Source organism: Psychrobacter cibarius (assembly GCA_030686115.1).
GTDB classification, from domain to species: Bacteria; Pseudomonadota; Gammaproteobacteria; order Pseudomonadales; family Moraxellaceae; genus Psychrobacter; species Psychrobacter cibarius_C.
In genome coordinates, this window is the sequence record CP131612.1 from 1,996,237 (window position 1) to 2,011,862 (window position 15,626).

The 15,626-nt window shown below is 44.3% G+C and carries 13 protein-coding genes; 6 read left to right on the plus strand and 7 right to left on the minus strand.

All coding sequences use genetic code 11. The annotated features are described in order from the left end of the window. Positions 1–65: 65 nt before the first annotated feature. The 5 genes from Q6344_08255 (at position 66) to Q6344_08275 (ending at position 3,705) form a co-directional block, all read left to right on the plus strand. Entirely contained in the window at positions 66–698 is a 633-nt protein-coding gene (locus Q6344_08255; GenBank protein WLG12602.1) for an ATP-binding cassette domain-containing protein, read from the plus strand. 64 nt (positions 699–762) lie between these two features. After that, positions 763–1,398, plus strand: a complete 636-nt coding sequence (locus Q6344_08260; GenBank protein WLG12603.1) for a CDP-alcohol phosphatidyltransferase family protein — start codon at positions 763–765, stop codon at positions 1,396–1,398. 24 nt (positions 1,399–1,422) lie between these two features. Further along, positions 1,423–2,232 (plus strand): sterol desaturase family protein, encoded by an 810-nt coding sequence (locus tag Q6344_08265; protein ID WLG12604.1) that lies wholly within the window; start codon positions 1,423–1,425, stop codon positions 2,230–2,232. Between the two features lie 236 nt (positions 2,233–2,468). Next, positions 2,469–3,023 carry a carboxymuconolactone decarboxylase family protein gene (locus tag Q6344_08270; protein ID WLG12605.1) on the plus strand — a complete coding sequence of 185 codons (555 nt, stop codon included), beginning with the start codon at positions 2,469–2,471 and terminating at the stop codon, positions 3,021–3,023. 28 nt (positions 3,024–3,051) lie between these two features. After that, complete coding sequence (locus Q6344_08275) at positions 3,052–3,705, plus strand: DsbA family oxidoreductase (GenBank protein ID WLG12606.1); 654 nt, start codon at positions 3,052–3,054, stop codon at positions 3,703–3,705. A 193-nt stretch (positions 3,706–3,898) separates the two neighbouring features. Here Q6344_08275 and Q6344_08280 read toward each other — a convergent pair whose 3' ends face one another. The 6 genes from Q6344_08280 to speB form a co-directional block, all read right to left on the minus strand. Continuing rightward, the gene (locus Q6344_08280) at positions 3,899–4,510 is read right to left on the minus strand and encodes a helix-turn-helix domain-containing protein (protein WLG12607.1); all 612 of its coding nucleotides are present in this window, start codon (positions 4,508–4,510) and stop codon (positions 3,899–3,901) included. A 185-nt stretch (positions 4,511–4,695) separates the two neighbouring features. After that, on the minus strand, positions 4,696–6,234 hold the full coding sequence (locus Q6344_08285; protein WLG12608.1) for an aldehyde dehydrogenase family protein: 1,539 nt from the start codon (positions 6,232–6,234) through the stop codon (positions 4,696–4,698). A gap of 179 nt (positions 6,235–6,413) precedes the next feature. Then, positions 6,414–7,820, minus strand: coding sequence for a YjiH family protein (locus tag Q6344_08290; protein ID WLG12609.1), 1,407 nt, complete (start codon positions 7,818–7,820; stop codon positions 6,414–6,416). Then, positions 7,801–9,618 carry a D-lactate dehydrogenase gene (gene dld / locus Q6344_08295; protein ID WLG12610.1) on the minus strand — a complete coding sequence of 606 codons (1,818 nt, stop codon included), beginning with the start codon at positions 9,616–9,618 and terminating at the stop codon, positions 7,801–7,803. The genes Q6344_08290 and dld overlap by 20 nt, the downstream gene beginning before the upstream one ends. A gap of 157 nt (positions 9,619–9,775) precedes the next feature. Next, positions 9,776–11,509: a 5-guanidino-2-oxopentanoate decarboxylase gene (locus tag Q6344_08300; protein ID WLG12611.1), complete on the minus strand. Its 1,734-nt coding sequence runs from the start codon at positions 11,507–11,509 to the stop codon at positions 9,776–9,778. Positions 11,510–11,632: 123 nt separating this feature from the next. Beyond that, positions 11,633–12,601: an agmatinase gene (gene speB, locus Q6344_08305; GenBank protein ID WLG12612.1), complete on the minus strand. Its 969-nt coding sequence runs from the start codon at positions 12,599–12,601 to the stop codon at positions 11,633–11,635. A gap of 233 nt (positions 12,602–12,834) precedes the next feature. Here speB and Q6344_08310 point away from each other — a divergent pair, with 233 nt between their 5' ends. Then, entirely contained in the window at positions 12,835–13,734 is a 900-nt protein-coding gene (locus Q6344_08310) for a LysR family transcriptional regulator (protein WLG12613.1), read from the plus strand. Positions 13,735–13,766: 32 nt separating this feature from the next. On the opposite strand, the gene Q6344_08315 is transcribed toward Q6344_08310, so the two are convergent. Beyond that, positions 13,767–15,542, minus strand: a complete 1,776-nt coding sequence (locus Q6344_08315; GenBank protein ID WLG12614.1) for a potassium/proton antiporter — start codon at positions 15,540–15,542, stop codon at positions 13,767–13,769. Positions 15,543–15,626 lie beyond the last annotated feature (84 nt).

Here is a 15,626-nt window from a genome sequence, read left to right on the forward strand (position 1 = left end):
CTGATTCTAAATAGCACTGATTTTGAAAAACAACTCACCATAAAAACGCAGATAAAGGGCTCTTGATGCAATCTTCTTTACAGATAAAAAACTTGCAGTTATATCGACAAGGCGAGCTATTATTGAGCCTAGATGAGCAGATTACTGGTGGTGAAATACTAACCGTCATGGGTCCGTCTGGTAGTGGCAAATCGAGCTTATTGAACTGGCTAACAGGTACCTTATCAAGTAGTTTCACCGCTACTGGTGAGGTCTGGTTAAATAATGAAAATGTAAGCCATCTGCCGACGCACCTGCGCCATATTGGGGTACTGTATCAAGATGCTCTGCTGTTTTCGCATTTATCGGTCGCAGGTAATATTGCTTTTGCGATGCCTAAAAGTGATAGAAAACAGCGCCGTAAAAAAATAGAGCAGGCACTTGAACAAGTTGGTTTAGCAGGCATGGGAAATCGCCATCCCGATAATTTATCGGGTGGACAACAAGCGCGAGTGGCACTACTTAGAACGCTACTGAGCGCACCAAAAGCGATACTACTCGATGAGCCTTTTAGCAAGCTTGATACCCAACTTCGAGTAGATACGCGGCAACTGGTGTTTGAGCAAATCCGCACTCATAAACTTCCCGCCATCATGGTCACCCACGATTATAGCGATGCTGAAGCCGCAAACGGTAAAGTCATTCATTTAGAACTGTAGTTTTAGAGTTCTAGTTTTATACATAAAATCTTAAACGTCAAAGCGAAATACAAAAGGCAAGCGCATGCTAGATAAATTTCTTACGCCCATGATTAAGCCGATACTAAGCCCTGTCGTCGTTGTATTGCATAAACGCGGTATTACGGCTGATCAACTCACGGTGGCAGGCTTTTTAATCGGTATGTTAGCCTTGCCGTTACTCGCATTTGAGCTTTGGTATGGCGCACTGGCAGCCATTGCATTGAATCGTATTTTTGATGGTCTTGATGGCGCTTTAGCCCGTTATGCAAAGCAAAGCTCAAGCGCAGGCGGCTATTTAGATATTACGCTCGACTTTCTCTTTTATGCCGCCATCCCGCTAGGTTTTATATTGGCAAATCCTGAACAGAATGCCATTGCTGGCGCTTTATTACTCGCGACCTTTATTGGCACAGGCTCTAGCTTCTTAGCGTTTGCCATTGCTGCGGAAAAGTTTACACTGGATAAACCACAGTTTAAATATAAAAGCTTTTATTATTTAAACGGTTTGACGGAAGGCACCGAAACCATCGCACTGTTTGTCGGTTTTTGCCTGTGGCCACAGCACTTTGTATTACTCGCCAGCATTTTTGCCACTGCCTGCGCGATTACGATTTTTACCCGTATCCATGGCGGCTACCATACCCTTAAACAGCTAGAAATAGATAAAAACAGTATATAAATAGAATAAGTTAAGAGGCAGCTAATGACTAACGAAGTATGGTGGCGGCTTGGGTTCTTTTTAAGCATTTTAGTGATTATGATGCTGATAGAATGGCGCATGCCTGCACGTCAAGCACCGATCAAAAGCAGCAAACGCTGGTTCGCTAACTTTGGCTTGGTTTTTATCTCGTCATTTATTGCTCGTCTAGCGGTGCCTGTCGGTCTAACGGCTGCGGCGCTGTATAATCAGCAGCATGGGATTGGTCTGTTTAATATCATCAATTTGCCAAGCATCGTCGTCGTCATACTAAGCTTAATATTGCTCGACATCATCATTTACTGGCAGCATCGATTATTTCACCGCGTGCCTATGCTATGGCGTTTACATAAAGTCCATCACGCTGATGCACATGTCGATGCCAGTACAGGACTTAGATTTCATCCCATTGAAATCGTTTTAAGCATTCTAGTGAAGCTCGTTGCCATCAGCTTATTGGGTGTTCCTGCCATCGCCGTATTGATATTTGAGATTGCTTTAAATGGCTTAGCGATATTTAACCATGCCAATATTCGCCTGCCACCTGCGCTTGAAAAACCGCTGCGCCTAATATTAATGACGCAGATTTTGCACCGTATTCACCATAGCCAACGCGTTAGTGAGACCAACTCAAACTATGGTTTTAGTGTCATTTGGTGGGATTGGATTTTTGGTAGTTATAAGGGTAAAGCAAAGCAGTCTGATAATGAGCTAGATATTGGGCTAAAAGAATACCCAGCAGCCAAACAAAATGCCTCGCTATGGGGATTGTTAACCATGCCATTTAGCAATAATTTGGTTAAGAAAAACAAATAACTGTCGTGATGCCGCCTAGCTTTGAATGTAAACGAAATTTACAAACAACTTGAGCATTCTCTCAAATATTATTTGAACGATTGCTCAAAATGGATTATAGTGGCTGCAGTTGTTGAGCGACTCACGAAAATCTCACTTATATAATTGAGTACTCACTCAACTATATAATAGGTTCTCAAGTCGCTTATACACTTACTTTTATAAAAATTCACTAATAATGATTAAAAGGTTTTAATATGACTGAATTTACCCTACACGACAAAGACACAGCCCCAGCAGCAAGCAAAGACTTACTTGACGTTTCTATCAAAGCGTTTGGTATGGTACCTAATCTACATGCCGTCATGGCTGAAGCGCCTGGCTTGCTCGAAGGCTATCAACGTCTGCATCAGTTGTTTTTAGACAGCAGTTTTGATGATGAGGAAGTCACGGTCGTATGGCAAACCATCAACGTCGAACATGAGTGTCATTACTGTGTACCCGCTCATACTGGTATCGCAAAAAGCATGAAAGTAGACGACGCCATTACTGAAGCATTACGTAATGAGACACCTCTACCAACTGCAAAACTAGAAGCATTACGCGACTTTACGCTATCGGTCGTTCGTGATCGTGGTAATGTAAATGATGACGCAGTGCAAGCGTTCTTAGATGCAGGCTTTACTAAACGTCAGATTTTGGAAGTGGTTCTTGCAGCGGCTCAAAAAGTGATGAGTAACTACACCAACCATTTGGCCAACACGCCAATCGACAAGCCTTTCCAAAAGTTTGAATGGCATAAAGCTGTCTAATTATATAAGAACCAAATAAGGAGCCACTATGAGTAATTTAAAAGAACCATTACGAATAGATATCGTGTCAGACGTGGTCTGCCCTTGGTGCGCTATCGGCTATAGTCAACTAGCCGAGGCATTAAAACAAACCAACACTCCACACGAGATTCACTGGCATCCATTTGAGTTAAATCCTAATACACCGCACGAAGGACGAAACTATCGTGAGCATATCATGGAGAAGTACGGTACGACTGCTGAGGACATTCAAGAGAACCGAGCTAGAATGACAGAAGTAGGTGCTGAAGCTAGATTTAATTTTCAGTTTACCGATGACTTTCGTACTTACAATACTTTTAATGCGCATCAGTTGCTGCATTGGGCTGATCAACAAGGGCGTATGCACGAGCTAAAGCAAGCATTGTTCGTCGCACACTTCGTCGATAATCAAAATATATCAGATTATAGTGTGCTTGCCGATGTTGCGGCCGATGTTGGACTGGATCGTAGCGAAGCATTAGCGGTCTTAGAAGAGCAGCGATTTGCTGCAGCGGTAGAAAAAGAAAAGCAGCATTGGCAGCAACAAGGCATTCAAAGTGTGCCATCTATGGTTTTCAATGAGCGTCATTTAATTAGCGGCGCACAAGGTATTGAAAATTATAAAAGCATTTTGCAGCAGTTAGCTGACATGCCAGACTAAACCATGAAGTCATGGTTTAGTCTTCAAAGCTGAGAGTTTTAGAAAAGCTAAGGGTTTTAGAGTTACTGTATAGCCCGAGACTATACAGTAACTCTAAAACCCTTTTTTTCATACCAAAAACATCTTAGCAATCAGCCTTACTTAATCGGCAATAACCCTTTAGCAGTGCTTATTTGCAAATAGTCAACATGCACTACTCGCCAACAGGCTCATCAATACGCAGCGCTTCTATAGAGAGCGCCATATCTTCAGCCAACGCTTGCACCGCTGCACTCTCGACATCACGCTGCGCAAAAGCACGCAGCCCCATGATTTCCGCCTGTAGTCGTCGTCCAAGCCTAGTCGGATCCAACTTACTATCCAATTCACCCAGCCGCTGTGCTTCGTTAAAGTAATTTATAAAACGCAGCTCCATACCTGCCAGCAGCATTTCAACTTTTTGTAGCGCTGTCTGCTCACGAGCACCAAGCTCCAGTAAGCTTTTGACCAACATGCAAGCCTGACTCGGCAGCCCTTTATCACGAATACCGCCCAGCTGACGCACGAAAGCGGCTAACCCCAACAGCGGCGATTGATAAGCGCCCATTACCCGCTCAAGCTCACTCAAACCTAGGCGAGCATAGTAGTCTAACGCTTCTTGAAATAATCCATCTTTACTGCCAAACGCAGCGTAAATGCTTCCTGGACGCATATCGAGCGCCTCTTCTATGTCTTTTAACGAAGTAGCATGAAAGCCTTTTTGCCAAAAAAGCTGTAACGCGCGTTCTAAGGCATCCTGACGGTTATAAAGTGCGGTACGTGACATAGTTTTTCCATCTCAAAAGCTGTAATCTCATATAAAAATAAGCACAGCGATAAAATTTGAATGATTGCTCAATTTTATATCGAATGGCATTCTTAGTCCAGTAAAGTTAATTTACAAAGCAAATATCTTATTTAGCCATTGGTAACAATGTCACTGGCTAAATAAGATATGAAAGCACCCAACGTTTAATGACTCAACAGCACATGCTTACTTTTTTGATACGCAGACAAGCCATCTACACCCAGCTCACGACCGATACCGCTTTGCTTAAACCCGCCCCATCCTGATTCTGGCAGTACAATTTGCTGTTCATTGATCCAGATATGACCCGCTTGAATCTGTAGCGCCATCTCTACGGCCGCCGTTTCATCAGCGCTGACAATGCTCGCGGCCAAAGCAAACTGGCTATCATTGGCTAAAGCAATCGCCTCGGCATGGTCGGTAAACGTTTGACTCACTAAGACCGGCCCAAAAACCTCTTCTGTCCATAACTGACTGGTCACTGGAACATTGGTATAAATCGTCGGCATCGCAAAATACCCTTGCCGATTTAAGACCTCACCACCTGTGAGACAAATCAGGTTTTCGGCAGTAGCAAGGTCGAAATATTTTTTTACTTGATTTAGTTGCTGCTCACTAACCAGTGGACCCATTTGCGTGTCAGTGTCAAAGCCATCACCCATTTGCAAATTTTCTGTCTTAACTTTTAATGTATCGAACAACGACTGAGCAATGCTTTCATGAACGAGCAGTCTTGAGGTGGCTGAACAGATCTGACCGGCATTGGTAAATATGCCACCGATGATTAAATCACAAGCGTGGTCGATATCAGCATCTGCACATACGACGATGGCTGACTTACCGCCCAGCTCTAGACTGATATCTTTGATACCTTTTGCCGCTTGGCTCATTACCTTTTCACCAACGGCGTTGCTACCAGTAAAAGAAATTTTGTCGATTAATGGATGGCAGGTCATGGCTGCGCCCACTTCAGCTGCACCCGGTAAAATATTAACGACTCCTTTCGGTAGTTTAATAGCAGACAATATATTGCCCAGCATCAACTCTGGCAATAATGTCACCTCGGAGGGCTTTAATAGCACCGTACAGCCTGCAGCCAATGCAGGAGCTAACTTCCAAGCAGTGGTCACCATTGGAAAATTCCACGGGACAATAAGGGCGCAAATACCAATAGGTGCATACGTTTTTAGCAAACGTATGCCTGACTCGCTAGTAGATACCTCCGACCAAGTCGCTTGTGCTGTGATGAGATTGGCATAATAGCGATAGCAGGCAATGGCATCGCTCACGTCTATTTTTGCCTCTTCAATGGGCTTACCATTATTTAACACAGACAATCCAACCAATTTGTCAAACTGCTGCTCCATCGTCTCGGCAATGGCATTGAGATACGATGCGCGCTCGCTTACGGCGGTTTGCGACCAAGATGGATACGCCGCAGAAGCCGCATTGACTGCCATTTCTACCTGTACCTTGGTACACAATCGAGTAGTACTGATGATTGTTCCCGAATTTGAATCATATAAATCATAACTTGAATCATGATTCGAATCATAGCTATCAGCGTCAGCAGTATCGGTAGCAGGCGCTTCAATAATAGTCATCCATTTGCCATCTATATAGGCTGCATTTAACATCACTTCATCGTGAACCGTTTGGATGGCGCTTTCTCTCGTTAAACTGTTAGCATTCGTCATTTCCATGATGGTCAATCACCTTATATGGTTTGATATAATTGTTGTTATACCTATTGTCTTTAATTGCATTTATAAGTGTTTCTATAAATCATTCGCTAAATAATCAGTTTATTCTTTAGTTAGATAAACCAATTATTTGGCACATTATCGTTATGCTAGAGGCTGGGTTGATATTGGCTACATGGCTAATAAAGTAAATGCGCCACGGAGGTAATCACCACCAAACTGATCAGAGTACGAAGAATAAAAATCATAAACAGCTCTAACACATTAAGCTTAATGTTTGATTTCAAAATCAGCGCGCCCACTTCAGACATATAAATAATCTGAGTAATAGAACATGCACCAACGATAAATCTTGTCATCTCACTCTCAATACTTTTGCCGACCAAGGCTGGCAAATACATATCCGCAAAGCCCATAATCATCGCTGGAGCCGCCTCTGCTGCCTCTGGAATTTGTAACAAATCAAGCAGCGGTACCAACGGTGTAGACAACCATTTAAACACAGGCGTATATTCGGCTAAGCCCAGACCAATCGTACCAATTGCGAAAATTACGGGGATTAGCCCAAAATAGATATCGAATAAATTCTTTACACTACGTTTGAACACTTGACCCAGACTTGGCATTGAGTGCGCGCGCGTCACAGCACGATTGACCGCCCATTGGTAGGTCGTGTACTGAGCAGGAATCCCTTCATCGAGCATGCTTTTTCCAGAATGATAGGTGTCAGGCTTTAAGGAAAGTGGTGGTATACGCGGCATAATAATCGCAGCGATAAAGCCTGTTAAAGCAATGGTCAGATAAAAATAAACAAAGTTATCGTCCACGCCGATGGTTTTGGCGACGACATAAGTAAAAGCGATCGAAGTCACCGAAAAAGTCGTCGCGATAATCGCCGCTTCACGCTGGCTATAGTAGCTTTTATCATACTCCTGCATAGTGACCAGTAGACCGATAGAAGCTGCGCCAAACCAAGAGGACATCGCATCTACCGCTGAGCGTCCTGGCAACTTAAACAGCTTGACAAATATTTTGCTCGCCAGTGTACCCAAAAACTCCATCAAACCAAAATCCGTCAAAAACGGTAACGATAAAATGGCGAAGAAAAACAAAGGAATCAAAATTGGAATCAAATCTTCGAAAATGACGCCGCCCGTATTACGATTAATAATAAACTCAGGGCCGACTTGGAGATAAATCATCCAGACAAACACCATCCCTAACAATCGGGCAGTGAGCCAAAACCAATCAACATCGAAGAGTTTTTTGACCATAGCGTCTTCATGTAGGTTGGGCTTTAACACCTTCACAGCCAATGCCCCAAGAAAGGAAGTCGTCACGATTGCCATTGCCACATAAACGACAGAACCGCCCAGCAAAGCTTGCAAAGCGTCCGTTAACACACCCAATAAAATCGTAACCTTTCCGTCCCATTGAAACGGTATTATAAATAGTGCAATACCCAATGCTGAAAACAATAAAAACTTCCACATTGACGCACGCCACTGCTCTCCTTGCGGCGTTTCTGAATCGACAACATCGTTTCCTAATATCGGTTGCTGCGACTTATCGAGATAATTCGTCATTTAATTCCTCCTTGATGGGCGACGATCGCCAATTTTTCCATTTTGCTGTCTGACCAATGCCTGGATTTAGCGAATTGGTCGGATCTAGTTTTTTATAAAAAGTATGTAGTGCAGGTTTTGCGGTATAGACATGACCCACGTTGTGTTCAGCAGGGTACTCTATACGACGTCGATCATAAAACGCCAACAGCTCATCCTTGAATTTTTTTGCATTTACTTCAGGGTGTAGCAGATAGTCTTGGTGCATGACATGACAGAAAAAATGTCCTAAATAAAATGTTTTACTGACCTGCTTTTGTAAGTCAATAGGTAGCACTTCATCCCAATCTACGGCATTCCTTGGTAAGGCAATATCGGTAGACAACAGCTCTCCAAACTTTGTGTGGTTAAGGTTGTGATAACGAAACATGGCAGCGGTTGCCGCACTACGAAACACCAATAATGCTTGGGATTCTGCTGCTGTACAGAGATGCACGACGCCTTGATGCTGCTGCATATGGGACTGTAGAAATGCTTGAGCGGCGGCAATATGACCATGACTGCCGCTATTATTGCCATTGCTATTATCATCGTCCGTATTATTGCCATCCGCGACTTTAATGATTAAATGATAACGATAGGAGCTCGCCTGCTCTGCCAAAGAATTGGGTAATGACGGCGGCATGAAAACACCAGTCATTTGTAGCATCCGATCTGGTAAAGTCTGAGGCAGTCGCCATTTATCCAAATAATAGCCAATCTTGGCTTGTAACCGATACAGCGCTCCTATCTTACTGGCTGGCAGTTTTCGCATACTCAAACAAGTATCGCGACCATAGCGCATGGTAATATCGTTGTAATTTTTGTGCATATATTCTGCCAAAATAGGCAGGTTTAGCTCGCTTTTTAACCACTGTTGTCTGAGTGTGGTCAAAGTATTGGCGTCATTGGTCGAGATATAAAACGTTTGCTCTTGCGTCGGTTTGGCAAATGTCGCGACTCGAACCGCAAAGACGATGACTTTGCCTGCTGAACCAGAGGCTTCATATAATCCGTTAGGGTCATTATTAAATCTAGCAGGTGTGTCTGCCACGCAATCGCGCACCTTGTGTTGATAATGGTGGTTTGTACAGGACTTACTGTTGGCACTCTCTGGATTTTTATTGAACGTGCCAGTTTGTAAGTTTCTAAGCATCTCTTCTGGATCTGCACCTAAATCAATGCCCAAGTGATTGATTAATTCAAACTCACCCATGGCATTACGTTTGGCAAATAGCGACATCTCGGTATACGCCGGACCACGCTGCACCAACATACCGCCAGAGCTGTTGCAAATACCGCCAATCACCGAAGCACCAACACAACTTGAGCCCAGCACTGAATGCGGCTCACGCCCTAACGGCGCAAGCTCAGACTCAAGCTGCTGAAGGCTAGCTGCTGGCAAGGCAATAAGCTCTGCTGCATCATTGAGCAGATGAACACCGCCCAATCGTTGCATAGAAATCACAACGACTGCTCGATCGTACTCTCCATACGGTGTCGAGCCTCCGGTCAACCCTGTGTTAGCAGCCTGTGCAATAATAATCACATCAGCCGCCGCACAGAGATTAATGACGCGCCATAGTGCCACAAGAGAGTCTGGTATCACAACTGCCGCGACAACATCCGTGATAGAAGCAATCGCCCCTTGTGTATACGACTGCTGCTGGCTGGGTTTGGTCAATACATTGGTCGTGCCAACAACGGCGGATAAATCCATTAACAAGCTTGCCAGCGAGGTACTTAAGCGACCAGACGAGCGGTTAGCATGTGGCATCATAGACGTTCTTCCTTGAGCGACCAGCCTTTATTATGCTTAGTGTTGGTATAGTTGGTTCAATATAATTTAGATACAAGGAAGGCGAGTGAAAGTACTACAAATAGTAGACTAAGCGAGCCTGACACCGTATCTGATTTATATAGGATTAACTATATTGTTAGCTAAAGCAGGTAAACGTCATACCCATTTCAATCAAAAAGTCGTCGGCTTCATCAACTTCATAAATGATGGGTTGCTTGCCCTTGATGTCTTCTTTTAAAGCGTCGAGCAATTGCTGTTTGGCTGTGATTCTGCGATAACCTGCACCAAATCCTGCTGCCAGCGGCTCAAAGTTCGGCGTCTTAATATTAACCCCGATTAGTGGCAAACCACCCTCTTCCATATAACGACGAATTTCGCCATAGCCTTGGTTGTTCCACAGCAGCACAATCAATGGCAGCTCAAGCTCGGCGGCGCAGATAAGTTCTGCGATGGTAAACTGAATACCGCCGTCGCCAATCAAGCTGACCACTGGACTGTTGGAACCAATCATGGCGCCAATGGCAGCAGGCAAACCATAACCTAACGTGCCAAATCCAGTCGATGAATTAAACCATCGACGCGTCGCCAATGCCTCAAAACCAAGATTGCCGCTATAGACAGGCTGCGTTGAATCACCAACGAAGATGACGTCTTTCACTTCATCTCGAATCAATTGAAGTAGCGCATTTTGCCCAGCAAAGTCTGGTGTCATTCCTGCTAATAGTGCTTGTTTTGCCTCGTTTACTCGTGATGCCGCTTGATGATTTAACGCCTGACCCTTTAAACGACTACATAGACCACTTACCGCCATTTGCGCATCGGACAATACCGCGATATCGGCTCTAAAAGGACGCTGTAATTGCTGGGCATCGCAATCGATACGAATCAGCGTGCCATTGATTTTGAATTCACCATTAAAGAACACATCATAATCAGTTTCACCCAGCTCAGTACCAATCGCCAACACCCAATCAGCCTCAGCAATAACGGCGCGACCTGCCTCTAATGACTGATTGCTACCCAAACTTAATGGGTGGCTAGGTGGCAGCAAACCTTTGGCATTGATGGTCAAAAACGTCGGTGCATCGATAAGCTCTGCTAGGTTTTGCGCGTCATGATCGACATCGACGCAGCCACCGCCATAAAGCACCACTGGATTTTTTGCCGCTTTTAGAGATTCAACGATCAAATCTAATTGCGCAGGATTGGGCAGCGGTCTCATTACTTGAGGTAACGTTAAACCATGTGCATCAGTTGAATTTTTTACAAAGTTATTTAAATAAGGAGTTAAATCAGAAGGCTTTGCGACATGGCTGGCATCGGCGGTAATCACATCAATGGGTAACTGGATATGCACTGGCCCCGGACGTGCGCCATTAAATAATGCAAACGCTTCAGCGATGACCTTGGGTAACGATTCAGGCTGCCAAATAGTTTTGCTCGTGAGTGCAACCTTACTGACCATGCCTTGCTGATCGTGCAATTCATGCAAGTGCCCTTCACCGCTGCCCGTATCTGCCACTTTATTAACACTAGAAATCACTAGCATCGGAATGGAGTCTGCCAACGCCTGCGCCATTGCGGTCATGATGTTGGTCATACCGGGGCCTGTAATAATAAAGCAAACCCCCACTTTACCAGACGCGCGATAATAGCCATCAGCCATAAACCCCGCACCTTGCTCGTGACGCGGTGTCACGTGGCGAATTTTGGTGTTTGGCAGACCACGATATAGCTCGACCGTATGCACACCCGGAATACCAAATACGGTCTCTACCCCATAATACTCTAGCCACTGTACGAGCAACTCACCACATGTCAGAGACGGCGTGGCGGGCGCTGAAGAAGATGTTTGAAGCGTTTGCGTCATGAGTTAATCATCCTAAAAAGTTCAATCGCGTTTAAATAAGTTGTTCAGTGTTAAACCCAAACTGCTCTTTAATCCCTTATAAAAAGCAGCTTAATAAAAGCAGTTTGCGATTACAAATCATTCTTAATACACCGCCTTTACCTTATCGTCATAGCGCACACCCGGTAAGATACATAGCATCTCAAATAGCAAGTTTGCCGCCAATACTGAGGTGTTACCAAATGGATCATACGGCGGTGACACTTCTACTAAATCGCCACCCACCACATCAAGTCCGCGCATACCGCGAATGATTTCTATCGCTTGCGTTGAGGTCAAGCCACCGATTTCAGCAGTGCCCGTACCCGGTGCAAACGCAGGATCAATACCATCGATATCGAAACTTAAATAGACGGGGCCATCACCGAGCTTTTCGCGTACTTCTGCCATCAATGGTGTCAGAGACTTGTACCAGCATTCCTCGGCAGGGACAACACGAAAGCCTTGTTGGGTTGACCAATCAAACTCTTCGGCGCTATAGCCTGTACCACGTAAGCCAATCTGTACCACACGGTTGCCATCGATTAAGTTCTCTTCGACAGCACGGCGGAACGGTGTACCATGAGCGATTTTTTCGCCAAACATCTCATCGTTGATATCTGCATGCGCATCGATATGCACCATGCCGACAGGGCCGTGTTTTTTGGCAAGCGCACGCAAGATAGGCAAGGCAATGGTATGATCGCCGCCCAAAGTCAATGGAATAGCCCCATGATTCACGATTTTATCAGTATAGAATTTTTCGATGATATCAATGCTTTTTAGCAAGTTGAAAGTATTGATAGGCACGTCGCCGATATCAGCAACTTGTAAAGATTCAAAAGGCGCAGCACGAGTGGCGACATTATAGGGACGAATCATACGTGATTCATCACGAATTTGTCGTGGACCCAATCGCGCACCACTACGGTTTGACGCACCAATATCTAAAGGCACACCCACAAACGCCACATCTAACCCTTCTGCATCAGCTTGAGTTGGCAAGCGCATCATAGAAGCAAAACCGCCAAATCTTGGCATATCGTTGCCGCTTAATGGTTGATTGAATTTCATAAATCACATCCTTGTTTCAGTTTGTTTAAAATAGGCAATTTTTTATATGCTTTGACAATACCTAAATATTTGAAGTCAGACCATGGTAAAATTTAGAAGTAAACTTCTGATTTTTCGTAGTAATTTAGATTTAACCGTTATTATCAGAAGTTTGATATAAATTTGATGTTAGAAAAGTGATAAATAGAAGATGCGTTTTGATGGGCATCAGAGGTACTGAGGAATAATGACCGATGCTAGATGAATTGATAAAAATAGACATCAAAACCTTGCGTAGCTTTATGGCAATCGTAGAATGTCAGGGCGTGACAGCCGCACAGTCTCGCTTAAATGTGACGACCTCTGTCATTAGTGGTCATTTGACCCATTTAGAAGATCGCTTAGGCATGACGCTTTGTCATCGCGGACGCGCGGGTTTTAAGCTCACAGAAGATGGTGCAGCAGTATATGAAGCTTGCTTGAGTTTTACCGAAGCGGTTGCCAGTTTTCAGCATCAACTGCACTATATTCGCCAATTGGATTCGGTGCGTGGCGGTCATATCCGACTGTGTCTCATTGACCAGATGCCGACGTTTTTTTATGACGCCTTGCGCCAATGCTTGGCTGCTAGCTATCGTGACAATCCCCTTATTCACTTTTCTATCGATGTGCAAAGCCCTGAAAGCATGCTAGAGAAGCTGCTAAGCAACGAGAGTGATATTGGTGTGGGATATTTTGGCAGTTTTCCACCACTACTCACTTTTCAACCAGCGTTTATTGAAAAACAAGTGGTGTGCTGTGGGCGCGAGCATCGATTGTTTTATGAATCAGAAGGGTTAACATTTGAGGATTTGGAACAAAACTATCCATGGATAAAACGAGGCTATATTACCGATTTGAGTATCAATCATGTCCGCCCAAAAACTTTGAGTGCCACCACTTATCACATGGAGGCAACTGCGCAGCTCATTCTGGCGGGTCATCATGTTGGTTACTTGCCCAATGATTTAGCCAAGCGTTATGAAGAAATGGGGCTGATGAAAATACTACTGCCCAATGAGGCCAGTTACGAGGTCAAGCATCATTGGGCTTATCGAGAAAACTTACACAAACAAGTCGCCGAATTCTTAAGTCAAATGACGCGTCTTTTGTGAATAATGACGGCAAATAGCTACCCTACTGTTAATCACTTTAGATGCTTTAAACCAATCGTTCTAAGCTTTCCTTTATCATCCACTTCTTTTATGACCAACGACCATTCGTCATTGATATCGACCGTATCACCCGATACTGGCTTTATCTCTAAGCTATCATTGATATATTCAGCGACTGTTTGATCCCACATGCTTTTGGCGCTGTCTTCAGATTTGGATTTGAGTTTATCGACAAGCGACTCAGACGCCATAATACTGGTAAAAAACGGTAAATCTCCAAGCTTCACACTTGGGGATAGCAGCCAATCGCCATAAAAATCATCCATGGCTTTATGGTCAAGGGTCGTGTCATTGAAAATCTTAGCAATTTGGGTGGCGTGGTTCCCTGTCATCGCATACCACACCCTATCACCGCATTTGAGCTTGGTATTTTCATCAACAACGATAATATGCTGCCTGCGTACCAAGGCAAAGACACTTATTTCATTAGGGCTTATGCGCTTAGAGATGGCCATTGGATGACGATCAATCGCAAATGCCCCTGACTTTACTTCAAACTCATATAAAGTAATGCTTGCTTTGTCAGATACCCAAACCTCATGCTCTTCTTCTGGGTCTTTATTACTAGGAATACGCACTTTGAATAAATTTGCCATAAAAGGAATGGTTGTGCCTTGTAAAACCAAAGACAAAACCACCACGCCAAAAGCAATATCAAACAACATAAAAGCGCCATCTATTCCCGCCATCACCGGTAATATGGCAAGCGTAATAGGAACCGCACCGCGCAAGCCAACCCAAGAAATAAAGCCGATTTCTCTATCTTTAAATTTAAAGGGTTTCACACTGATATAGACCGCAATAGGGCGAGCAATAAAAATCATAAAAGCGGCAATCGCGACGGAGTAATACCAAACATCAATCACATGCGATGGCGTCACCAATAACCCTAGTACCACAAACAATACCGCTTGTGACAACCACGCAAAGCTATCCATCACCCGCATCACATGCTCAGTTGAGCGCACTTTATGGTTGCCAATTAGCACACCAGTGAGATAAATTGCCAGAAATCCGCTACCGCCAATCAGATTAGTCGCGGCAAAAACTGCCAAGCCCGCAGACATGATCAAAATGGCATACATACCCTCTGCCAAGTGTATTTTTGGTAATAGCCTTGCCAATAAATAACCAAACAGTAAGCCCATGCCCAAACCAAAGCCAAGCTGCTGTAATAACAACCCTAAAAAGCCCAGTATTGTCTGTCCAGCGGGATCAACATTTAAAGCGATTAATCCTGTCACCAGCAAAATAGCCAAAGGATCGTTCGCGCCCGATTCTAGCTCCAATGTAGCCTGTACACGATCGTTGAGTTTGACGCCACCATTACGCAGCAATGAAAACACCGCTGCTGCATCGGTTGAACCAACAATGGCCGCCATCAACAAACCAAGTCGCCAATCGACATCGAGTAGCCAAGTGACGAATATACCCAGTATTATTACCGTCGCAAGTACGCCCCAAGTGGCTAAGGTAATAGCAGGCTTGAGACCCACTCGAAATGACTTAAAAGACGTGCGTAGCCCACCATCCAACAAGATACAAGCAAGAGCCGCCTGCCCAACGAAATTAGCAAGCCCGTATTGGGCGAACTCGATACCTAAAATACCATCTTCGCCAGCCAACATCCCTACGATCAAAAACAACAGCAATAGCGGAACGCCCAAGCGCGCCGATAACGTACTTGCCATAATACTGGCGAAAATTAACAATGCCCCTACGAGATAGATGATATTTAAGGTATCCATCTTTTTTTAAGCCCTATTTTTATAAATTGTAATGAGTGGAGTTATCGTGATAATTCTAATCTTAGTTTGCTACAGGTCACACCA

What these genes read in the sequence shown, in the direction of transcription:
- Q6344_08300 (WLG12611.1), bottom strand. Translation starts at nt 11,509, where the DNA reads ATGACGCAAACGCTTCAAACATCTTCTTCAGCGCCCGCCACGCCGTCT.
- Q6344_08285 (WLG12608.1), bottom strand. Translation starts at nt 6,234, where the DNA reads ATGGAAATGACGAATGCTAACAGTTTAACGAGAGAAAGCGCCATCCAA.
- Q6344_08310 (WLG12613.1), top strand. Translation starts at nt 12,835, where the DNA reads ATGCTAGATGAATTGATAAAAATAGACATCAAAACCTTGCGTAGCTTT.
- Q6344_08265 (WLG12604.1), top strand. Translation starts at nt 1,423, where the DNA reads ATGACTAACGAAGTATGGTGGCGGCTTGGGTTCTTTTTAAGCATTTTA.
- speB (WLG12612.1), bottom strand. Translation starts at nt 12,601, where the DNA reads ATGAAATTCAATCAACCATTAAGCGGCAACGATATGCCAAGATTTGGC.
- Q6344_08315 (WLG12614.1), bottom strand. Translation starts at nt 15,542, where the DNA reads ATGGATACCTTAAATATCATCTATCTCGTAGGGGCATTGTTAATTTTC.
- Q6344_08270 (WLG12605.1), top strand. Translation starts at nt 2,469, where the DNA reads ATGACTGAATTTACCCTACACGACAAAGACACAGCCCCAGCAGCAAGC.
- Q6344_08280 (WLG12607.1), bottom strand. Translation starts at nt 4,510, where the DNA reads ATGTCACGTACCGCACTTTATAACCGTCAGGATGCCTTAGAACGCGCG.
- Q6344_08255 (WLG12602.1), top strand. Translation starts at nt 66, where the DNA reads ATGCAATCTTCTTTACAGATAAAAAACTTGCAGTTATATCGACAAGGC.
- Q6344_08275 (WLG12606.1), top strand. Translation starts at nt 3,052, where the DNA reads ATGAGTAATTTAAAAGAACCATTACGAATAGATATCGTGTCAGACGTG.
- Q6344_08260 (WLG12603.1), top strand. Translation starts at nt 763, where the DNA reads ATGCTAGATAAATTTCTTACGCCCATGATTAAGCCGATACTAAGCCCT.
- dld (WLG12610.1), bottom strand. Translation starts at nt 9,618, where the DNA reads ATGATGCCACATGCTAACCGCTCGTCTGGTCGCTTAAGTACCTCGCTG.
- Q6344_08290 (WLG12609.1), bottom strand. Translation starts at nt 7,820, where the DNA reads ATGACGAATTATCTCGATAAGTCGCAGCAACCGATATTAGGAAACGAT.